The organism is Ekhidna lutea (assembly GCF_900188325.1).
In the GTDB taxonomy this organism is placed as follows: Bacteria; Bacteroidota; Bacteroidia; order Cytophagales; family Cyclobacteriaceae; genus Ekhidna; species Ekhidna lutea.
Map to the genome: position 1 here is coordinate 760061 of NZ_FZPD01000002.1, position 21461 is coordinate 781521.

A 21461-nucleotide genomic window follows, 5' to 3' on the forward strand; every position below is an offset into this window, starting at 1 on the left:
ATCCGGGATACTGCGAGTACATATCCCGGCCCTGTGCCGGGATCTTCAAGTCTCTTATACTTCTCGTACCTCCCCACTCTTCAGGTATAGCAGATATCCTTCCACCTCATAGCCCATCTGGGCAAGCAAAGAGGCATATTCCTTTAGCTGGCGGTTATCCTCTGATTTAGGAAAGCCACTTTTGAAGTCAATAACCCTGGCTTTGTTTCCATCTATAACTACCCTATCCATACGCTTCGTATCTCCGTCTTTTGGTAGCACTACTACTTCAGTCTTCACCTCACCTATTCCACTAAACCAAGACTTAATTTGTTCGTCTTTCCAAAGATTATTGATCAGGGTTTCGTATCGTTTGCGGTCTTCCGGAGTGATCTGCATTGACCGTTCATATCGATCCAGCACATCTTTCGTTTGTTCCCAATGAATGATCTCGGAAAGAATCTGGTGAAGTAGAATTCCTTCATTTCGTTGCTTTTCGACCTCATCGTCGTAGTAGGCCTTTCCGGTCTTGCGTACGGTCAGCTTCTTACTCCATTTAAAAGTCGGGTAGCCTTTTAAAGCAGTTAATTGATCCGGGGCTTCTCTATGCTTGACGGGAAGTGTACCCTTATGATAGATGGAAGCCGCAGCATTCCAACCTTCAGGATTCTCAGAATCAAAATATTTAAACAATAGCTTGGAAGCTGTACCAAACATGGTGTCCTGCTTCTTCGGTGGTGGTTCACAAAAGGCATAAAGTCCATTTTCTGCCCGTGTAAAAGCTACATACAGCACATTCAGGCTCTCAAGATGCCATTTCGCAAAATCCTTTTTGTAGCTGGGCGAGAAGTGGGTTTTATCCAGTTCTGACTTATAATCTACCGGTACTGCTTCAATATTATTGTAAGGCGACTGGTACCAGGTAGGTTGCGACATGGCATCAAATCGATAGTTGCAGAATGGCACAATCACGATCGGGTATTGGAGCCCTTTAGACTTGTGAGAGGTGATCACCTCCACGGCATCCAATGCTCCGGTTAGCTGAACGGATCGCTTCTTCCCGGCATCTTCCCACCACTCTAAAAATAAGCGCAAATCAGATCGGTGATTTTTACTGTATTCCAACACGGCATCCTGAAAGGCCTGTAGGTATGCAAATTCAGCCTTTACTTTGTCCAGTTCAAAACAACGAATCAAAACTTCAGTCAACTCAAGAATGGGAAGGTGAAGCAAATGCTGCTTATACTTGGTAAAACTTCCCGGTAAGCCTCCGGTCGCGAGTTTCGAAAAGTCTGCATGAGATTCAAAATGTCTGTTCTTACTGTCTTGCTGATAGCGATACACCAGATCGGCTAAAATGCTTTTATCTTCCGGTTGGATCAGGTGCTTAAAGGCAGAGAGTAACAACTGAACGACTGATGAATTTGCAAGCAACATCCCTTCTGCCGATATCACCTCCACTTTGGTTTCCGTCGTGCGTCTGTACTCCAGGACGTGATTGACTATATCTGCGGCATCTCTATTAGATCGGACGAGGATTGCCATATCATTAAGCTGATGTCCTTCAAGCAAGAGTGATTCAATCACTTCTGTTGTTCGTTCCATTGCGCGCTGCTTCCACTCCCCTCTTTCAGCTTCCAGAAACTCTACTTGTACGAGCCCATCTACCAATTGATTTTTGGGTGCCACCTCCTGCTCTACTTCATCGTAGGTTGCTAAAATGGTATCTCGCTCTTCAGAAGTAATAATTTCACTCATCTCATCTGCCATGATTCGGGGCAATGATGAGAACAGTTTATTATTAAACTCCACAATGTTTCGTGCACTCCGCCAGTTGGTGCTTTTGGTGTGGTCCAGCTCCGCTGACAAATCCTTTTGGATTCCTTTCAGTAGCAAAGTAGGATCGCCCCCCCTCCAGCCGTAGATAGATTGCTTAGCATCACCTACAACCACATTCTCATTTCCGTTTGCAAGACTTTCTTCCAGTAGTGGCTTGAAGTTGTTCCACTGAAACTGGGAGGTATCCTGAAATTCGTCAATAAGAAAATGCGAATACCGGGTCCCTACCTTTTCGTAGATAAAAGGAGAGCCTGAATCATCTATGATCTGAGAGAGGAAGTCCGGAAGATCTGAGATCATGATAACCTCTTCTTCTCTTTTGTATTCCTGTAGCTGTTGTGAAAGGTTGGCGATAAGCCCAACAGTAAACAGGTGCTTTAAAATAGCCTTTACCGTCAAGTAGTCTTTCTCATTTTGCTCCACATATTCACTCATCTGCTTTAATAAGGCAATACCGTTATTTTCCGCAAACTGAATGATTAAATCTCTTTTAGGGCTCGTTTTGGCTGACCAGGCTGAAGCATCATCTGTCGCACTTTGAATGGTCTTATTTATGGAGTAGTCTGCGTTGAGTAATCGATTAAAGAAATTGGGAATGGTACGCTTCTTCCCCCCGCTAAAATCGTCCAGTTCTATTCCTGTACCCTCAAGGGCATCAAAAAATTGTTGACCGTATTTTTTGATTGTTTGTTCAAAAGCCAGCTTCTTCTTCAACAACTCAGACTTGAGCTCTTTTACTTTCTCCCGGGCTTGCTCATCTTCAAACTGCCCTTTCGGGAGCTTCTTAAATTCTTCTTTGAAAAGCTGCCTGGCCAGCTCGTTTACATCATCCTTAAATTCATAGCTGCTTCCATCAAGTACTTTGCTCATGGAGAAATCCACCAGCCAATCCCGAAGCTGTTTATTCTCCTCTACTCCCTGAAATACATGTGAGGTGATAAATTCTGCTACTTTATCTATATCCAGCTCTATCCCAAAACTTCCCTGCAAGCCAATCTCTCGTGAAAAAGCCCGGATTACCCGATGAAAGAATGTATCAATCGTGGTGATGTTGAAGTAACCATAGTGGTGTAATAGATGTGTCAGCGACTTAGTTGCAGCCTGCATGATTTCATCACGTGACTTGCCTAATTCCTCCTCGTAGACTGAAATCAGCTCATGCTTTCCTTTAGAAATATCAATGAGAAATTCGAGTACACGCTCTTTCATCTCTTCGGCGGCTCTGTTTGTGAAAGTCACAGCAAGTATGCGCTGATAATAATCAGGGCTCCTCAAGGCCAGCTTTAAATACTCTTTGGCGAGAGTGTAGGTTTTACCCGAACCCGCAGAAGATCGATATATGGTGAGCGACATGGATACGAAAATAAGTCTTAGTCAGGCAAGGCAGAAAATTTCAAATCAATATATAAAAAAAGCCACTGCAACAAAGTCACAGTGGCTTATCAACTTAATCCAAATAGCTGTTATTCTTTAACAAATTTATTGGTTACAACTTCACCATCTTGTGGAATCATGCGCATCACATAAATACCTTTAGGAAGACTGGCAATATCAATGGTAATAACGCTCATTTGCTCAGGTAAAACCTGCTTCATCAGCATTCCTGATAAGCTATAAATCTCAATGGACCTAAGGGTAGCTCCAGCATTTCTCACCTGAATACTATTTGTAGCCGGGTTTGGATACATCGTGTAATCATAGGTGGAGGTGTTTGCAGGCTTGGCTGATTCAGCTCTTCTTGCACTAGCGCTTTGAGCGGTTTGTGTCACCTGTACATCACTAAACTCCGCTGTACTAAGCGCTCCGTAAGAATGAGAAGTAACCGCTAATCCTACATATGCTGTTTGTCCCATGTTTACACTTCTTGTTCCAATTTGCTGCCAATTTCCGTTGGTATCAGAAACGTAAGAGGTGAACGTATTTCCACTTCTCACAATTCGAATAAATTCCGGCGTTTGAACGCTATTGTAACCTTTACCTTTTGCATTTGCTCCTGTTGAGTTTCTGTATTCCAGTTGAGCCTGCGTTCCGGTCAACAATGGATTTGCAACTACAGCGGTCATTGCAAATTTTGAATTTGCATCCAGTGATTCCCTAAACATGACTGCCGCTTTCGCCTCACGGTGTGTATTCTGCAATGAATTTACCCGTGCAATAATTTCTCCATCACCATTGAGCTGCTGATAAGTAAAGTAAAACGAATCAGACTTTTTACCGATTCTTCGACCAGAGCCAGAAAGCTCAAAATTGCCGTCGATGTGACAGATAGATCCTGTAGCACCCACATTTCCTACATCTGCAGATGTCCATGGTGAAGGTGCATCCGTGCAGTATGCAAAATCCTGAACAATACTGGCGGACCCAGAACCTGAGAATGTGCCAGTATATGCGCGATACATGTCTTCACTATTAACATCAGTGACAGTACCATTTAACTGGAAGTTGCGCGCTCTATCATCCGCATCATTAATGTCACTAGAATTCACTTTGATAGGAATTAAAGCAATGGTTTCATCAAATGCGTTTAGTTCATTATCTGTAAAGTACATTGTCAGATCATACGTGGCGTTACTATTTTCCACTTCAATCCCAAATGCTTTTGAAGGTCTTGCCGTAGAAATGTTTGAGAACACGCTAAAGCTTGACCCTTCGTCTGTTACTGAAAGCGTGACACATCCTAAATCCTCGGATGTATTCTCAATCATCCCGATAAGTGCTCCATCCTGATCACTCATGAAGTAAACCACTGAACCTTTATTCACAGACGCGGAGGCAGTTGAACCTGCTTGCGTCTCAATGCCAAGTGGCGTGGCTGTCACAGTCACGTTATCAATAGCAAAACTGAACTGGGTTCCAGCGTTGGTGTCATTGAACCATTTCCATCCCAGTATGAAATCTTCACCATCCAGATCTCCCAAAGTTGCGGTATACGTCCCGCTGGTGGTTTCAGCACCCAGCACTCCGTCTCCAACAAACTTTTGTACAGGTTCAAACCATACACCATCCAGCGAGTACATCAACTCGCCATGATCATAAATAACACTATGATCCAGGGCATCTCGCTCACCGCCAGCTTCCCAGTCGAAGCTTACTGTCACATCCTTCGTTCCTTTAGCGTTGATAACGGGCGAAAGTAACATTACAGATGTCGGAGAGTTTTGGTCGTAGAATGGGATATCTGTGATTCCATCACTAATGTAAGCCCTTCCAGCTGCAGTCAAATCTCCATTGACTTTCCACATGTTATTCCCTTCAGATAAGGTTACTGAAGACCACCCCGTAGGAAAACCGAATGTGTCAAAGGTCTCTGTAGGTAATAATTCCATCACGCTACTACCGGTTCTTGGGGTAAAATCATTGTCTGAGATTGAAAATTCCTGCTTGAAAAATTCCCCGTTAAAAACGTATGAAAGACTTATAGTTTCTACATTTTCAATATCTGCATCATCGTACACAGTTATATCAACTCTTTGAGTTTCTGTGCCACTAAAAGTCAATGTTCGCGTTGAAATATCATAATCGTATCCCTCTGAAGCAGTGGTTCCGGCTGTGCTTAAATTCACAGTAGTACCAGACGGAACCTCAACACTTGAAATGAACACTGGATACACGTTGAAATCTTCACAACCATTTAAATCATTGTCCTCACTGTAGATTAACGGATTGCTATCGCTGAACATGATGGTATTAGGCTCACCTATGCTATAGGCCTCACCAACATTAACCGCATGCCAGGCATTAGTTGTCTGAATCTCTTCATCTGAAGCAAGTCCAAATAGTGTTTGAGCTGTCAAAATGGACACTTCTCTCATCTCAGCGTAAGTTGCGTTCGGAGATAACAGTGTCTCAGATATGTAAGCAATCTGAGAAGCTCGATCATAGCCCAGGCCATTTACAGCATATGACTCGCCCGCATCATTGATTTGATCATCTTGCGCACTTTTATTCAATCCTACTGAAAACGACTGCCCACTTCCTGTTACAAGTAAGTAGTACCATTTATTCAGTACTCCACTGTTTGTATGCACCCCGCATTGATCATTGGTTAGACCTGGCGTACAACCTACTTGATTAATCCAGTTTTCTCCACCATAAGAATCCGGGTCTCCGGCAGCTTTAGGATCATCCATCCATCTCAGGGCTCTCGCCATTGGATCTCCTGGCTGAAGTCCTCCATCTCTTTCGTCTACTTGCTCACCAATTCCCCACGGATCGAATTCTAAAGAAGCATCTATCTCGGTCAGCACGTAAGACTCAACAGCAGCTGCCCAAATATCTGAGAATCCCTCATTCATAGCACCCGATTCACGTGCGTAAACCAGATCAGAAGTATGCTCGCAAATACCATGTCCAATTTCATGGGCACAAACATCCATTGATGTGAGAGGTGCAAAACTTCCATCAGGATTCGTTCCTCCCTGATAGCTTCCGTCACCATATGTCATAGATTCTCCATTCCAGAAGGCATTATCATAGGCGTTTCCATAATGGACGTAATTGAAAAGCTTAGCGCCCTGATCATCATAGCTATTTCTTCCGTGCTTCTGTTCCCAGTAATTAAGCACGACCTCAGCTCCCCAATGTGCATCTAATGCTATGTCATCATTATTAGCTTCGTTTCCTAGCGGGTATGGAGTGGTGTTAAAATCATCCACTCTGTGCTCAGATTCATTCCATATATTATCAGCTACCTCAGGATGAAGAACGGTACCGTCACCATCAGCAATTGCCACAGAGAGTGGTGTTACCAGCTGGGTGTATATGACCAATGGTACTGCATCTGGCACAAGTCCATCGTAGGATCTGGTTTCATTTGCTACCCCAGTTGGAGTAAATCCGTTTAACACCCAATTACCATTGCTATCCTGAGAAGTATCAAAATTTCTCGTTCCTGCATATCGGGTATCCCCGGTTGCCTGAGTACTCTGCACTCGTTTTTTTTCTACTGTCTCAAGAATTTCATCTTTGGAGTGTCCGTTCGCATGTTTGATCGTCGCATCAACCAGGAGGACTTCTCCAGTAGCAGCATCGACATAGATATCATCTCTTGACAATGGCTCTGCCGCGTAAATATCAAACTTGTAAGCCAGCGATACATCTACTTCAAGTGTATTGTAATTATCAACTAAAACCAGGTCTCCTTTTGGGTAGGCTTCCTGATACGCCGCGTCGAAATCTGGCCCTGAGCCTAAGCTTGCGATATAGTCCCAAGCGTACAAGCTGGCATCTATATGAGAAAGTGCTGCTGCCAAAGCATCAGCCTCTGAAAGTGAGGGTGTGTTGATCAAAGAGGGAGAAAGCGCATAATATTCTGCTGCGAACCCCGTCACCACTCCTTTTCGTGACAAAGCCTTAATTACTCCATGTTCGGCTTTTATCCCATTAGTGTACTGCCTAAACTGTTCCACAGTAACACCATGTGATGTAGTAATAGATTCAGAAACGAACTCCGTTTCAGTTCCATACCCCAAAACTGACTGTAAGAATGCCGGAACTTCTGACACAGCCAGTGTAGCCCCGGATTCATTCATTTTAATAATCGAAGGAGTACCTCTATTAGCATCCATCGTGTAATCAGAAACTCTTGAATCAGAAGATAAATTGTTTGCAATGTCTTGAGAAGACAATTGCCCATTAGCTGAAAGTAACCCAAAGCAACAAAAGAATGCAGCCTGAATCACCTTTGTAAATAGTGATTTTAACATAGTGATAAGGTTGAATTAGTAATTGTATTTATTCCATAAAAAATGGCAATGTACAAAGACTGTATTTTTTTTTCAAAATATTATATCTGCATGCATACCTTTTTTCAGTATAATAATCTGCATGCATACTTATTATAAGGGCAAAACACTATAAAAAGAAAGATAAGCGCATATTAATTCCAATGTTATCTTAATGTTAACAAATAATTGCGCAGATTTTGATTTTTCATAACTTTGAGATAACATTACATCCTCACCTAGATAATATTTAGGAAACATTAAAGGAAACACGATTATGAAAAAACAATTACTGATACTTACAATGGTGCTGTGTGTACTTGGGGTACAAGCAACTAATGGAGATGGTGAAGCGGTAAATCCAAAACCAACTAACTACAAAGAAGTGATCTCTACCATTGATTATCCTCAGGTATGCAAGGAAAAAGGCATTGAGGGAAAAGTAATTGTGACTTTGAAAATAAATAAAGAGGGAAAAGTAATTAATCACAGGTTTGAAGAGTACCCATGCTCTGATCTTAGAGATGCTGTAAAAGATATTCTACCAAACTTGAACTTCGAACCTGCAAAAAATGCAGCAGGACAATCGGTTGTTGGATTAATCGCAGTTCCTGTTAACTTTAAGCTAACTATCTAATTTAGAAATAAGTTAGATCAATTTGTAGACCGCTCTGATTCTTCAGGGCGGTTTTTTTTGTGCCTAAGTCTTCTTCGATCTCATTCGTCCCCACTTAAAGTGGTGGGACGACTCACCTTTCAACCTTTTTATATTATTTACGTTTAGCAATTTTATTATTTAATTTACATTTAGAAATTAAAGTCTATGTAATGAAAGAGTATCAGTTAGGAGAGTTTGAAGAAATCGTATTGCTTACGGTAGCCATCTTACATGAGGAAGCCTACGGCGTTTCAATAAAAGAGGATATTGAAGAACGTCTTAAAAGAAGTGTGAGTGTTAGTGCTTTGCAAACAGCATTGAGAAGGATGGAAAAAAAGGACTATTTGAAATCCGAACTTGGGGAAGCCACAGCGATCAGAGGTGGCAAACGAAAGCGATACTTCAAGGTCACTAAGACAGGCAAGGCGGCACTGGATTATGCTAAAGAGACACGTCAAAAACTTTGGTCAGCCATCCCGGATGTATCATATGAATACGTAAAAGCATGGATAAGCAGCGGAAGACTCCCCCATCCTGGTCTACAAAATTCCTAGCATGGTTCCTCAAAGAGGACTACTATGAGGACGTGCAGGGAGATTTGGAAGAGGAGTTTAATCAAAAAGCGCAAGGTATTGGACTGCTACGGGCTAAGCGGTGGTATACCCTTCAAATACTCAGGTTATTTAAACCTGATAAGGTCAAAAAAATAGAAGCTCAAAACTCAATTGAAAAGGAAACGACTATGTTTAAAAACTACTTTAAAATCGGACTAAGAAACCTCTGGAAATATAAATCCAGTACGGTAATCAATGTAATCGGTCTCTCTACAGGGATAGCCGCATTTGTGCTCATAGCTTTATTTGTAAAAGACGAACTTAGCTATGACAGGCATCATGAGCATGCAGAGAATATCTATCGCGTAACTGTGAAGAACTATACAACTGATGGTGATATCAGTCGTCAATGGGCTTTTGCATCGGCGGGACACGCTAAATTATTAAAAGAAGATTATGCTGAAATCACCCATTCAACCAGGTTCTATCCATGGGCTTTCCCAGACCTGGAGTACCAGGAACAAACATTTCGTGGCGAACCTGTGATCTTTTGTGATCCTGATGCATTTGAAATTTTTGACTTTAAGTTTTTGGCCGGCTCTGAAGAGTCCGCATTTCCAGACATCTACTCTTTAGTTCTCACACGTGCCTCCGCAATTAAAATATTCGGCAATGACTGGGAGGAAAAAAACATTATAGGTGAAACGGTGAGCTTATCACGGGATGATAATGAAGCTCCTTTCAAGGTAACTGCTGTTATTGAAGACATGCCCGATCAGCAACATTTTCATTTTGACTACCTGGCTCCAATCCGATTTGTGGAAATGATAATGGGAGAAGATGCAGCCAACAATGTTGGAGGAAATTACAATTGGATGACCTTCATCCGCACCAACCCGGAAGCAGACATTCCAAAATTAACAGAAGCTGCCAATGATGAGTTTTGGGATAAGTACATCGGAAATTTTGATTCCGGTTCAGCTGCACGAGACTTTTACGATTTTGAATTTCAGCCACTGCTTGATATCCATTTAAAATCTAACCTGGAAGGTGAATATGAAACAAACGGATCCATAGAGCAAGTGTACATTTTTAGTGTTGTAGGTATACTCTTACTACTTGTTGCTTGTGTTAATTATATGAACATCGCTACCTCCCATTACTCCAGACGTATGAAAGAAGTAGGCGTTAGAAAAGTGATAGGAGCATTTAAATCTTCTTTGATCAAACAGTTTTTATCTGAATCATTATTGGTAGTGATAGTCTCTCTCCCGCTTGCGGTATTGCTGATTTTATGGGCACTCCCCTATCTCAATGAGTTTATGGAAAAACAGCTTTCATTTAATCCGCTCGTTCAGACAGACATCTTTATGGGGCTCATTTTATTGATGGTATTAGTAGGTGGATTAGCCGGCCTTTATCCAGCAGTTTTTCTTTCTAAAATCAATCTTGTGCAGGCATTGAAAGGCGAGCAGTCAATGAATTCCAGTAAATGGAATTTTAGGTCCTTTCTGGTCACATTCCAATACATTGTAACGATCGGGCTCTTGTTTGCAATTGGGGTAATAGAAAGTCAAATGAATTTTATTCAAAATTCAGATCCGGGATTTGACAGGGATTATATGGTTACCCTAAGATTACCTCGGGGAGACTATAGCAACGAGACATTTAGAAGTGAGCTTCTAAAGAATCCACAAATTGAAAAAGCCGCATTTTCTTCCCGGATCCCAACAGGCAGGTTAGCTGATAATTGGGGTTCCCGCTTTTACAAAGGAGACTCTGCAATTGCCACAAGCTTTAGACTACCAGTAGTTACTGTTGACAAATATTTCCTCGACACCTATGGAATAGACATTTTGGCTGGCGAAAACTTTAGAGATGGAATGGAAACAGACCTAGTACAGGACACCATGGTAACAGGCTATTACATTATTAATCTGGAAGCTTGCAAGGCATTGGGATTCGAAGACCCAGCTGAAATAGTGGGACAAAAGTTAGGCTATGGTCCATCGGAAGGGAGAATCATTGGCGTAATGGATGATTTTCATTTTGAATCATTGCATAGTCCAATCGTACCTACCCTGTTTCTTACCAGAGATAGATATCGTCGCATTAGTCTCAAAATAGGTGCTGAAGATATTAGAGGAACACTTGATTATATCGAAAATATTTTTGCTCAGTTTGATCCGGAAAGTGATCCGAATTACCGATTTGTTGATGACCTATTTAATGATCAATATCAAAAAGAGGAGCGACTGGGCACTATGATCAAAGTATTTGCAGTCATTGCTATTCTCATTGGGTGTTTGGGGCTTATCGGCATGGTTGGTTTCATTATTGAAACTAAGCTCAAGGAAATAGGTGTTCGAAAAGTGTTGGGTGCGTCCACTCAAAATATCTGGATGATTATAAGTAATCGTTTCCTGATACTCATTGCAATTGCATTTATTATTGGATTACCAGTAGCCTATTGGTTTATGAGCGATTGGCTTCAGGGGTTCGTTTACCGTACCAATATTTCTTTTATGCTAATAGCCATGCCGGTAGTGGTCGCAACCCTGTTGACATTGGCGGCCATTGCTTATCAAACCTTAAAAGCAACTAGGGTTAACCCTGTGGAGTGTCTAAAAGACGAATAAATAAGAAGCGAAAATTCAAAGAAGCCATCTGTGTTTTGCGGATGGCTTTTTTTATTTGCACAATCGCAATAACTTCAAACCATGATTGATAAAGTAGTAGCCAATGCGGAAGAAGCCATCCGCGGAATTGAAGATAATATGACACTCATGCTCGGCGGTTTCGGGCTATGTGGCATCCCAGAAAACTCCATTGCCGCTCTTGTGAAATCAGGAGTAAAAGGACTTACGTGTATTTCTAATAATGCAGGAGTGGATGATTTTGGTCTCGGACTCTTACTTCATAAACGACAAATCAATAAGATGATCTCTTCTTATGTTGGCGAAAATTCCGAGTTTGAGAGACAAATGCTGAGTGGCGAACTAGAAGTAGATCTTATTCCCCAGGGATCGCTCGCTGAGCGTTGCAGAGCTGGTGGTGCAGGTATACCTGCATTCTTCACTCCGGCTGGATACGGAACAGAGGTAGCTGAGGGAAAGGAAGTAAGGGAGTTTGACGGCAAGCCACACATTTTAGAATCGGCTCTAACCGCTGATTTTGCTATTGTAAAAGCATGGAAAGGCGATAGGGCTGGTAATCTCATCTTTAAAGGAACAGCACGGAACTTCAACCCACCCATGGCGATGGCTGGTAAGATCACTATAGCTGAGGTAGAAGAATTGGTAGAACCCGGTGAGCTTGACCCCAACTTCATTCACACACCGGGAATTTTCGTTCAGCGGATCTTTCAAGGTGAGAAATACGAGAAACGAATTGAACAACGAACAATTAGAACTTAGTTGATTGGTGAATTGGTTGATTAGTCCTGCTAAGATTAAAACCAATTGCAAATCCAATTAACTAATTACTAATTATCTAATTAACCAAATTATGCTTGATAAAGACGGAATAGCGAAACGAATCGCACAAGAACTGGAAGACGGATGGTATGTAAATCTTGGCATTGGAATACCGACGCTGGTAGCCAACTACATCCCTAAAGGAATTGATGTAGAGTTTCAATCGGAAAATGGATTACTAGGCATGGGTGGCTTTCCCACAGAAGAGCAAGTGGATGCTGACCTTATTAACGCCGGGAAACAAACAGTCACAACATTACCCGGAGCATCGATTTTCGATTCTTCTACCTCTTTTGCCATGATCAGAGGGCAGCATGTCCAACTGACTGTTCTTGGAGCTATGGAAGTAACGGATACAGGAGATATAGCCAACTGGAAAATACCAGGAAAAATGGTAAAAGGCATGGGTGGTGCGATGGACCTGGTAGCTTCTGCAAAGAACATCATTGTCGCAATGATGCATACAAACCGAGCAGGCGAATCCAAGCTTCTTTCTGAATGCACGCTACCCCTCACCGGAGTTAAGTGTGTAAATAAAGTCGTGACTAACCTTGCCGTTTTAGATATCACGGAGGAAGGATTTAAACTAAGAGAACGAGCTCCCGGCGTGTCTGTAGAAGAAATCAAAAATGCAACCGCAGGAAGACTTGTAGTGGAAGGAGAAATTCCTGAGATGAAAATTTAGCTCATGCACAGTTAAGTTCGTTTACCTTTGCAACCTATGCATGTAGGCGAATATCAAACACTCATGGTGGATCGATTAACTGATCCGGGGGCGTATCTTACAGATGGAAGCACGGATGTCCTCCTCCCCACCAAATACATCCCAAATGGCACAAAAAAAGGCGAAAAGCTAAAGGTATTTGTCTATCGTGATTCAGAAGATCGGATCATCTGCACTACACAAACACCTTATGCCACAGTTTTTGAGTTTGCCTATCTGAAGGTAAAAGATGCAGGTAGTGTCGGAGCATTTTTGGATTGGGGGATAGATAAGGATTTACTCATCCCGTTTTCAGAGCAGAAAAATAAACTTCGAACAGGTCAATGGTGCCTGGTCTATATCTTTCTTGATGAAAAGACGGACAGACCGGTGGCTACAGCCAAGGTAGCAAAGTATTTCAGTGATGAGATTGATGTAGAAGAGGGCGAGGAAGTGGACTTGCTTATTACCAACACCACTGACCTGGGTGTGAATGTAGTGGTGAACAATCAATTCAAAGGCTTGATCTACGAGAACGACCTCTTTCATGATGTGCTAGAGGGAGATAAGATAAAAGGATTTGTGAAAGCTGTGAGACCTGATGGCAAGCTGGATATTAGCCTAAGGAAGGAAGGTCTTGAAAATCTGGAAGCTGGTGCTCAGCAAATTTTAAACGAGCTTAAAAACAATGATGGCTACCTCCCTCTTCATGATAAAAGTGATCCGAATGAAATTCAATCACTGCTTCAAATGAGTAAGAAGAACTTCAAACGATCGGTTGGAATTCTTTATAAAGGGAAATTAATTTCACTAGAAAAAGACGGGATTAGATTAGTCAAATAAAAAAGCCTCACAGTAATCTGTGAGGCATATAGTTTGATCTCTTATTTAACTATTCCTCAGATTCTTCCTCCTCCTCAGTAGCACTTTCATTTTTCAATCCTTCGTAGATGGCCTGATATCTGGTTTTGATCTCGTCATTAGACTTTAATTCCTTCTTCAATGAATTATAAAGACCAGCACCAATATCCCCTTTGATTTTGCCTATGTATACTTCCTTAAAGGATGAAGTCATTGAGTCGTAGCTTGTTTGAATCTGTTCAAAAGCAACTAACTCCTCATCTGTCACTTCAAACTTCTGAAGCTTCAAAGAGTCTCCACCTGCACTTTTGATCTTAACAAATCGAGCGGCTTCAAGTGTTTGATCATTGTTAATCCAACCATTATAGGTTTCTGTCATTACTTCTTTTTGCTTTTCAGCCCAAACCATCACGGTTGCATACTTCGTCAACTCCTCATCGCTAAACGTTATTTCTTCCTGCGCATTTACAACACCGAAGTATGCGATCATGCATATCATTAAAACTGCTTTCTTCATCGTTCTCTATAGGGTTTTAGTTTTAAAAATGGCAAGTATATATAATAGAAATGAACCATTTCATCTCATCAAAAGATCATTTGGAAAACAACAAAAAAGCCGACATTTCTGTCGGCCATATGGAAGATTGGGAATAACCAATCAACTTTTGAACTTATCGAACAGGTACGAAAACCCATTCTTAATTCCAGTGTATGCTGTTTCAGTTTCATCTTTCAGATCATTAATCTTAGCTGAAGCTTCACCTTTTACTTCACTCCACTTGCTTTCACTAGTCTCACGTATCTTTTGATAATGATCCAAAGCTTCATCTTTTTTTTGTTTGAGTAGATCAACCCTATTTTCATAGGTCACGCGTGCAGACTGCTCTACATCAGAAGCTTTTTCTTTTAAGAAATTGATCTTTTCCTCAAGCTTATCAGCAAAAGTCTTGATACTTTCTTCGTATTTATTCTTTTGATTTATGTATGCTTCGTTTATAATATTTAGTTCTTCCATGGTTATTTAAAATTTTCAGGTTCCGTAAATGTTTCTTATTGATTAACAGATTCTTTTTTATATCCGTTCTTGGAGGACACTTGCATATTCATATCTGATAATGTCTCCCCTCCTTTTATTCCAAAATCCAGTGTTCGTATTGGAAATGGGATTGTAATATCATTTTCATCATATGCTTTCTTCACTGCCATAATCGCCTGACTTCTTGCTTCGAGAAAACCAGGTTGGTCCGGATACTTAATCCAAAACTGTAGCACGTAATTAATGGAACTATCTCCAAAACCTGTATAAAAAAGCTTTACTTCAGAATTGTCCATGATGAACGATTGTGACTCCACAGCTTCCACAGCCAGCTCCTTGGCTTTCTCAAGATCATCACCATAAGAAACTCCACACTCCAAATCAATTCTACGTTCGTTGGTCTTGGTATAATTAGTGAGTGCATTCTGAAATATCTTCCTGTTTGGGATTATGACATGTAATCCCTGAAAGGTTTTGATGATGGTTACGCGAAGGTTGATCTCCTCCACTGTACCCATGAAATCATCTACTTTAATAATATCTCCAGGTTGAATAGGTTTTCGGATCGCTATTAAAACACCGGAAATGAAATTGGCCGATATATCCTGGAAAGCGAAACCAAGAGCCAAACCAATGATACCAGCACCGGCTAACAATGAAGTCACAGTTTGTTTTAGGTGTAACACGTTCAATGCCACCATGAGTCCTATAGCAATTACTGTGATATATACTGTGGTACTAAATAAATTTCGAATAGCCGGATTGTCATAAAATTTCTTGAAAACCCGATCTGATAATAACCTTACACCTCTTGCTAAAAAGAAAAATAACACGAGCACAACTATCGCTACCACAAAGTTTGGTAGCATGGCCGTTAGCGACTCAAGCCATCCCTGAAGTTTATCCGTTAAAATTTCTACTGCTTTAGTTATTCCAAATTCCATATTTAAAAAGTCGTTGTTAATACAACTATTTTATATGAAAAAACTATTCCAGAGTCTTTAAAAGTACATTCAGGGTATGAGGAAGTGGATGAGGTATTATGAGTTTTTCTCGAAATGAGAAAGTTTTTACTAATCAAAGAAAAAACCCCGATGAAAATTCATCGGGGCAGCCTTAGTCGTCACTTTTGACGAACTTTCCTAGTTGTTTCATTAATTAGAAGTTGAAGATAGAAATTACCCATTTCCTTATCAATACCTAACATGGGGTATTCTTTAATCAAGCTGTGTTAATATTCGAGCCCAATCTGCCTGGTTTTTAATTTGAAGCTTAATGCGTATATTTTTCCTGTAAGCATCATAGGTGTGTACACTCATGCTCATCTTTTCTGCAATTTCGCTTCGTGAATAGCCTTTGCTTACCCATTGGATTAGCTGCGTTTCACGATCACTTAATGAGGCAATTACATTCTCTTTGTTCATAGATATGCGGTTGTGATATTAAAAGAGGAATTACCTTAATCAGCTTGCTATCTGATACAACACCCTACCCCAATCTGCATGATTTTTAATCTGTAGTTTATTTCGAATATTTTTTCGATACCCATCGTAAGTATGGATACTCATGGCCATTTTGTCTGCTATTTCACTCCGTGTATAGCCTTTGCTTAACCACCTAATCAACTGAATTTCGCGGTTATTAAGCTTTTCTTCGATGATTGTGCTAGTTGTTTCCATACCCCTAATTAAGTGCCCTTACTTCGGTAAAAACAAACTTTTGTCGTGAGTGACATATAGCTTGACGTGAAATGCAGAAATCTACTTAATCAACCTTTCCTCAACCTTCTTTTTGAAAGTTCTGGATAATCTCAATTCAGTGTCGTCATACAGCAGCAGGTGATTGCTATAGATCGTTTTTACATACTCCAGATTTACTATTGTGGATCTGTGGGTTTGCACAAATTGCATGGGGAGGGATTGAAGCAACTCACTAAGTTTATTCCGGTCTATTTCCGGTCTTTCTTTATCGATCAAATAAAACTCCAGGTAGTGATCGTCTGCCTGAATGTATTTAATGCGCTTAGGATCAAGGAGCGCTTTGGTTTTTAAAACCACATAAGAGTTCTCTGTGGCTTTAGATTTTTCCTTTAGGTTTTCCAGATTGTTTTGTAGCTTTTCATTGTCACTGCTAAGGGTATTTTTCTCTCTCACGATGTTTACAATCAACACAACCATGGCATAAGAGAGCACTCCTATCTCCATGAAAAATCCTGCAAAAAGTGGATCTCCTGGAACTAATGATCGGTCTATTGCCCCATACTCCATTAAAATTTGACTAAAAACCCCGAGGAAGAACATTGAATAGCCAAGCAGAAACATTTTGGCACGGAAAGAATTGATCTTTAAATGCTGAAAAGCACTGTAGTAAGCGAATACAATAATGGTACAAACCACTACATATCGCATCGATATCAAAACAGGTCCGAATGAAATGATGAAGCCCGGAAATAGAACCCATACAATAGAACTAACAATAAACAAAAGTAAAATTCCATCCATGACACGATGGAAAACAGGCAGGTTTTTGACCGTGTTGAAATATTGCTGAATATACATAATGAGAAAAACCATGGACAGCTGAGTCGTAAATGGGAAGAAGTGGGTGTTAAATTCCGGAAGACCAGAAGTGATATACTGATAACCATAACCAAGCTTAGCAAAACACCTTAACCCAAACGTGAGTACATAGAGCGCGTACCATAGAAAAATAGGCATACTGAGTCTAATTCCTACCAATAAAGAAATCAATATCACAAGTGCCAGCGTGCCAAAACAGAATCCATAGAAAATGGTCTCCTTGTTATACATCGTCCAGAATGAATTGGTGGTATAAAGTGTAAGCGGGAATCGAACAGCAGATTTCCGCTTGTCTATATTCAGTAGGTACTCCTTTTCCTCCCCTTCCTTAATGGATATTGGAAAAGTGAAGTTACGATATTGAACCGGTCGTTGGCTGAACACAAACCGATCTCCTGTTTCATATAATCGAACTGCTGAATCATCAACAATTTCGTAAAGCTGCATATAGTCTAACTGTGCATAGTCTACTTCCAGATAGAAAGCTTCTGACTGAGGTAGGTTATTCTTTAGTGGAATGTAGATCCAATAAGCAGCATTTGATATGCCTGGGTTAACCTTTTCTGACAAAGGCGTCAACTTTCCTTCCTTTATTAACTGCCAGGCCTTACTACCTTCAAGCGAATCCTGTGTTGAAAAAACCTGTGTGTGTGGATTGATATTAAATACACCTTCATCACCCTCCAAGATGAGTTTTTGTTGAGCAAAAACCTGAGCGTGATTAACGAAAATGAATAAAGCTGCTAGTTGAAAATACTTTATCAAATACACCTACAATCCTGTCAAAAACATTCAATTCATAAACGACCTCAAAATATGAAAGAAAAAGGAATCTTCAACTTTATCTTTTGATAAAATAACGGGGAAATGATAAAAGGTGATCAATTGAATCCATGAAAGCAATGACGAACCAGTACTAATCTTTATTTCATCCATAAAATCTTTCAAACTTTTTCTTCTATTGTTTTTAAAAAAACGCTCTACTTAAAAAAATAACAGAGGGATGTTTTATCAACCATCCCTCTGAAATGGAAACCCAACAATCGAATCACTCAACCGATTTTGACAATAATTTCGAAAATTTAAAGGTTGAAAAAACTCATAAGATTAAGATGGAATGAAGATGAAAGGTCTTCATATTTACATTGATTTGAGGTAATAGATGCCTTTTCGATTGTAAACAAGATCGTATTTGACCATAACGAAATTGAATTAAACTCTTCAATTGCAAAATTATCTACCGGTCTCATCTAGATTACTATACTAAAGTGCCCGCAAATCCACTATAACACTTGTATTCATCTAGAGTGATTTTTATACCCAAAGTAGGTATAAAAGCGTGTACAACTTTAGTATAACTTTTTTGAAGCAAAATCAGGAGAAAGCGAGTAATGGGCTATTTGAGAAATGTGCTTAATTGTACTGAAAATAGATATTCAGACACAAAAAAGCCCGGAACTACTTGAATTCCAGGCTCTTACTGTAGTCCGTAGGGGAATCGAACCCCTGTTACCAGGATGAAAACCTGGCGTCCTAACCCCTAGACGAACGGACCATGTTTCAATAAAATCCCAATCAACAGCAGAACTTTTTCCTTTCGAAAGCCAGGTTTTTTTAAAACCTGTCGCCCTGACCGGGCCGTGCCTAACACCTAGACGAACGGACCGTGTTTGTTTTGGGAGTGCAAATATAGAACGCTAGGCCTTTTTAGCAAAGAACAGAAATAAAAAAAGCGAAGAATTTTTCTTCGCTTGATTATATCATTAAAAATGGGAGGTCAATCCAATGCTTCTTTTATTATGGAAGCTCCTAATAAATAGGAATTTACAAGTAAAGCTTTGTTGTTTTGAATCGTGGTTTTCAGTGAATCATAAGATTCTTTGGTTGAACTCAATTCATGCTTGCCCTGACTTAAACTCTCTAAAACAATCATTCCGGAAAGGATGAAGCCAAGCGTTATGGCAAACATTCTCAATTGGCTTTTTACTTTTTGATAATTCTGTTTCATTGTTCGGTGCTTTAGGTGATTAGTACCAGAATCATAACATTTATTACAACATTACGAAAAAAGAAGTCATAGGGTGACGTTTTAACATTAATTAATTGAAATCAAATTAAATGTTGCTTTGGATCAAGTGATGGATAATGCATAAATTCACCGAATCAATTTTGGGAAGTTAGCTCAGTTGGTTTAGAGCACCGCCTTGACAGGGCGGGGGTCGCTGGTTCGAATCCAGTACTTCCCACTTCACAAAAAAATAGTCTACTAATTGAATTCAGGGGCGAGGGTCGCTGGCCGGTACGCCGGTCCGCTGGAACTCCAGCCCGGTCAAATCCAGTACTTCCCACCATTAGCCAGCAATATGTCTGGCTTTATACTTTAGGGCCTGATGGTTCGAAAGCGAAGCTTCACGAGGGATCGTTCGGTATGGTTGTAGGTATGAGTAATCCTGCCGCCCTGATACTGATGAGAGTTTGCTTAAGGTAAATCCTGGAGCTTAAAGTAGTATATCAGGTTGATTTCCAATGCATGAAATTTATAACCTGACATGTCTGCTTCCGAAAAATACTTTGAAACATCCATGAAATTTCTATTATAAAGGAAACTGAAGTCAATTCTCTTAAAACTAACTGTTGGACCTAAGTTTATACCAAAATCAAATTGTTCAGATTCATATTTTGCCTTACTATAGTATCCATAATCATTTGGATTGCCTTCATTACTAACGCTATGATAATAGCTTACATCCAAATTTGGTCCACCGGTTATTTTGATTCTTGGTGTAATACTGTATTCTAAAAAAAAAGGTATTGATATATAGGCTTGTGAAATATCATAAGTCCGTTCTATTTTGCTAATTCCGTAAAGCGGACGGCCATTATCATCATAACCTATAGCACCATCAACATAAAATTCCCAATTCAATGTAATTCGCTTCAATTTCGTCAGTACTCCTGACTTTAAATTCACTTTACTGCTTAGTTGTTTGGTAAGTATTATTCCAAACTGACCTCCAAAAAGCGGTTGAGTAGAACCATTGTCACGGGGACTAAAGTAATAGATATCAAAATCCGGTCTCATTTGATTACCATTCAGACCTCCAAGTACGCCCAGTTTATAAGATTGACAAATTGAAGTATGGGATGTAATAAATAGAGCTAGTAGTATAAATGGTTTCTTTAGCATGACATGGCGCTTCAATTAAGTTTACTGCTCTTTCTCTGACTTTTGGTAAAAGATGATTTCAATTTGCATTGAAAACCAATACCCATAATGAAAAGAACACCCAAATTGAGAACATATTAACCCTTATTTCAAAATCAATATACAAAATAGGTTTGATAATCTTCCAGAGGACACACCTATCCTTGATCTGAAGGAAGTGGCTCCAGTGAGAATTTTTGATATCCGATAGGAGATAGTTCAATTGAGAAAGTAAATGAATACCCCCCTATCCCAAAAAAATAAAAACCAGCCAAACACCTCCTAAAAAATGCCAGAACGTGAAAACATTGTAGGCGTATTGCCTGGATTTTGAATGAACCCTATACTCCCTGATTTTTCTAAAAACAGTAATAAGCAGAGTAAGCCCCACAGCGACATGGATGAAGTGAATGAATGCAAATGGGAAAAGTATATTTCTAAATGAAAGATTCGAATTTAGGAGTTCCTGCCATCCAATGACCTGTAATACAGAAAACAACAACCCAAAAAACAACCCCAGACCTGTGAATCGAAAGGCCTTCTCAATTTCATCCTCTCGGATTTTCATTTGGCTCATAACGATTAAGGCACTACTGACTAAAATAAACCAGGTGGCCACTTCATAGATAGTAGGGATAATCAGATCCGGGAGCTGTTGAAGAATCCAAACGATTAAGAGCGTAACGAAAATGAGAAAGCTGGTAACAATAAACAGTTTTGTCATGTGCTTTCCAGCATTGATCATACGCTGCTTTTCTTGCAATCTTTCCTGAACTATTTCTTTTTCACTCATACCCCTGTACTATCCTTTAACCGGTAGATCAGGAAGTAGGTTTCACATTGCAAGC

At 40.2% G+C, this 21461-nt stretch carries 17 protein-coding genes and 2 tRNA genes; 7 read left to right on the forward strand and 12 right to left on the reverse strand.

The features are described 5' to 3' along the window. Positions 1–54: 54 nt before the first annotated feature. Both CHB71_RS07170 and CHB71_RS07175 read right to left on the reverse strand, forming a co-directional pair. Positions 55–3171, reverse strand: a complete 3117-nt coding sequence (locus CHB71_RS07170) for a UvrD-helicase domain-containing protein (RefSeq protein ID WP_089356212.1) — start codon at positions 3169–3171, stop codon at positions 55–57. Positions 3172–3281: 110 nt separating this feature from the next. After that, positions 3282–7523 carry a M4 family metallopeptidase gene (locus tag CHB71_RS07175; protein WP_089356213.1) on the reverse strand — a complete coding sequence of 1414 codons (4242 nt, stop codon included), beginning with the start codon at positions 7521–7523 and terminating at the stop codon, positions 3282–3284. A 295-nt stretch (positions 7524–7818) separates the two neighbouring features. On the opposite strand from CHB71_RS07175, the gene CHB71_RS07180 reads away from it, so the two are divergent. From CHB71_RS07180 to CHB71_RS07205, 6 genes are all read left to right on the forward strand, one after another. Then, positions 7819–8178 (forward strand): TonB family protein, encoded by a 360-nt coding sequence (locus CHB71_RS07180; protein WP_089356214.1) that lies wholly within the window; start codon positions 7819–7821, stop codon positions 8176–8178. Positions 8179–8369: 191 nt separating this feature from the next. After that, positions 8370–8753 carry a PadR family transcriptional regulator gene (locus tag CHB71_RS07185; RefSeq protein WP_089356215.1) on the forward strand — a complete coding sequence of 128 codons (384 nt, stop codon included), beginning with the start codon at positions 8370–8372 and terminating at the stop codon, positions 8751–8753. Next, positions 8705–11392 (forward strand): FtsX-like permease family protein, encoded by a 2688-nt coding sequence (locus CHB71_RS07190; protein ID WP_089356216.1) that lies wholly within the window; start codon positions 8705–8707, stop codon positions 11390–11392. Before CHB71_RS07185 ends, CHB71_RS07190 begins: the two co-directional genes overlap by 49 nt. Positions 11393–11473: 81 nt before the next feature. Beyond that, positions 11474–12169 (forward strand): CoA transferase subunit A, encoded by a 696-nt coding sequence (locus tag CHB71_RS07195; protein ID WP_089356217.1) that lies wholly within the window; start codon positions 11474–11476, stop codon positions 12167–12169. 88 nt (positions 12170–12257) lie between these two features. Continuing rightward, positions 12258–12914 carry a 3-oxoacid CoA-transferase subunit B gene (locus CHB71_RS07200; protein WP_221406694.1) on the forward strand — a complete coding sequence of 219 codons (657 nt, stop codon included), beginning with the start codon at positions 12258–12260 and terminating at the stop codon, positions 12912–12914. A gap of 36 nt (positions 12915–12950) precedes the next feature. Beyond that, entirely contained in the window at positions 12951–13775 is an 825-nt protein-coding gene (locus CHB71_RS07205) for a CvfB family protein (protein WP_089356219.1), read from the forward strand. 49 nt (positions 13776–13824) lie between these two features. Here CHB71_RS07205 and CHB71_RS07210 read toward each other — a convergent pair whose 3' ends face one another. The 8 genes from CHB71_RS07210 to CHB71_RS07245 all read right to left on the reverse strand — a co-directional run bounded on the left by CHB71_RS07210 (position 13825) and on the right by CHB71_RS07245 (position 19416). Continuing rightward, positions 13825–14283 carry a hypothetical protein gene (locus tag CHB71_RS07210; protein ID WP_144017357.1) on the reverse strand — a complete coding sequence of 153 codons (459 nt, stop codon included), beginning with the start codon at positions 14281–14283 and terminating at the stop codon, positions 13825–13827. Between the two features lie 168 nt (positions 14284–14451). Continuing rightward, complete coding sequence (locus CHB71_RS07215; protein WP_089356221.1) at positions 14452–14808, reverse strand: sll1863 family stress response protein; 357 nt, start codon at positions 14806–14808, stop codon at positions 14452–14454. A 35-nt stretch (positions 14809–14843) separates the two neighbouring features. Continuing rightward, positions 14844–15773, reverse strand: a complete 930-nt coding sequence (locus CHB71_RS07220) for a mechanosensitive ion channel family protein (RefSeq protein WP_089356222.1) — start codon at positions 15771–15773, stop codon at positions 14844–14846. A gap of 273 nt (positions 15774–16046) precedes the next feature. Further along, positions 16047–16253 (reverse strand): response regulator transcription factor, encoded by a 207-nt coding sequence (locus tag CHB71_RS07225; protein ID WP_089356223.1) that lies wholly within the window; start codon positions 16251–16253, stop codon positions 16047–16049. A gap of 39 nt (positions 16254–16292) precedes the next feature. After that, positions 16293–16508, reverse strand: a complete 216-nt coding sequence (locus tag CHB71_RS07230) for a response regulator transcription factor (RefSeq protein WP_089356224.1) — start codon at positions 16506–16508, stop codon at positions 16293–16295. 81 nt (positions 16509–16589) lie between these two features. After that, positions 16590–18179: a 7TM-DISM domain-containing protein gene (locus tag CHB71_RS07235; protein ID WP_089356225.1), complete on the reverse strand. Its 1590-nt coding sequence runs from the start codon at positions 18177–18179 to the stop codon at positions 16590–16592. A gap of 712 nt (positions 18180–18891) precedes the next feature. Then, positions 18892–18963 (reverse strand) — tRNA-Glu (locus tag CHB71_RS07240). A gap of 222 nt (positions 18964–19185) precedes the next feature. Continuing rightward, positions 19186–19416, reverse strand: coding sequence for a hypothetical protein (locus tag CHB71_RS07245; RefSeq protein ID WP_144017358.1), 231 nt, complete (start codon positions 19414–19416; stop codon positions 19186–19188). Between the two features lie 163 nt (positions 19417–19579). Between CHB71_RS07245 and CHB71_RS07250 the strand changes: the two genes are divergently transcribed. Further along, positions 19580–19654: transfer RNA gene (locus CHB71_RS07250), tRNA-Val, on the forward strand. Between the two features lie 233 nt (positions 19655–19887). Here the strand turns inward: CHB71_RS07250 and CHB71_RS07255 are convergent. Beyond that, positions 19888–20595, reverse strand: coding sequence for an outer membrane beta-barrel protein (locus CHB71_RS07255; RefSeq protein ID WP_089356227.1), 708 nt, complete (start codon positions 20593–20595; stop codon positions 19888–19890). Positions 20596–20860: 265 nt separating this feature from the next. Next, positions 20861–21406, reverse strand: coding sequence for a cytochrome c oxidase subunit 3 family protein (locus CHB71_RS07260; protein WP_089356228.1), 546 nt, complete (start codon positions 21404–21406; stop codon positions 20861–20863). Positions 21407–21461: the final 55 nt, after the last annotated feature.

Bases quoted from the DNA above. Each gene is read 5' to 3' on its own strand.
- CHB71_RS07170 (WP_089356212.1), bottom strand. From the start codon at position 3,171: ATGTCGCTCACCATATATCGATCTTCTGCGGGTTCGGGTAAAACCTAC.
- CHB71_RS07175 (WP_089356213.1), bottom strand. From the start codon at position 7,523: ATGTTAAAATCACTATTTACAAAGGTGATTCAGGCTGCATTCTTTTGT.
- CHB71_RS07180 (WP_089356214.1), top strand. From the start codon at position 7,819: ATGAAAAAACAATTACTGATACTTACAATGGTGCTGTGTGTACTTGGG.
- CHB71_RS07185 (WP_089356215.1), top strand. From the start codon at position 8,370: ATGAAAGAGTATCAGTTAGGAGAGTTTGAAGAAATCGTATTGCTTACG.
- CHB71_RS07190 (WP_089356216.1), top strand. From the start codon at position 8,705: ATGGATAAGCAGCGGAAGACTCCCCCATCCTGGTCTACAAAATTCCTA.
- CHB71_RS07195 (WP_089356217.1), top strand. From the start codon at position 11,474: ATGATTGATAAAGTAGTAGCCAATGCGGAAGAAGCCATCCGCGGAATT.
- CHB71_RS07205 (WP_089356219.1), top strand. From the start codon at position 12,951: ATGCATGTAGGCGAATATCAAACACTCATGGTGGATCGATTAACTGAT.
- CHB71_RS07210 (WP_144017357.1), bottom strand. From the start codon at position 14,283: ATGATCGCATACTTCGGTGTTGTAAATGCGCAGGAAGAAATAACGTTT.
- CHB71_RS07215 (WP_089356221.1), bottom strand. From the start codon at position 14,808: ATGGAAGAACTAAATATTATAAACGAAGCATACATAAATCAAAAGAAT.
- CHB71_RS07220 (WP_089356222.1), bottom strand. From the start codon at position 15,773: ATGGAATTTGGAATAACTAAAGCAGTAGAAATTTTAACGGATAAACTT.
- CHB71_RS07225 (WP_089356223.1), bottom strand. From the start codon at position 16,253: ATGAACAAAGAGAATGTAATTGCCTCATTAAGTGATCGTGAAACGCAG.
- CHB71_RS07230 (WP_089356224.1), bottom strand. From the start codon at position 16,508: ATGGAAACAACTAGCACAATCATCGAAGAAAAGCTTAATAACCGCGAA.
- CHB71_RS07245 (WP_144017358.1), bottom strand. From the start codon at position 19,416: ATGAAACAGAATTATCAAAAAGTAAAAAGCCAATTGAGAATGTTTGCC.
- CHB71_RS07255 (WP_089356227.1), bottom strand. From the start codon at position 20,595: ATGCTAAAGAAACCATTTATACTACTAGCTCTATTTATTACATCCCAT.
- CHB71_RS07260 (WP_089356228.1), bottom strand. From the start codon at position 21,406: ATGAGTGAAAAAGAAATAGTTCAGGAAAGATTGCAAGAAAAGCAGCGT.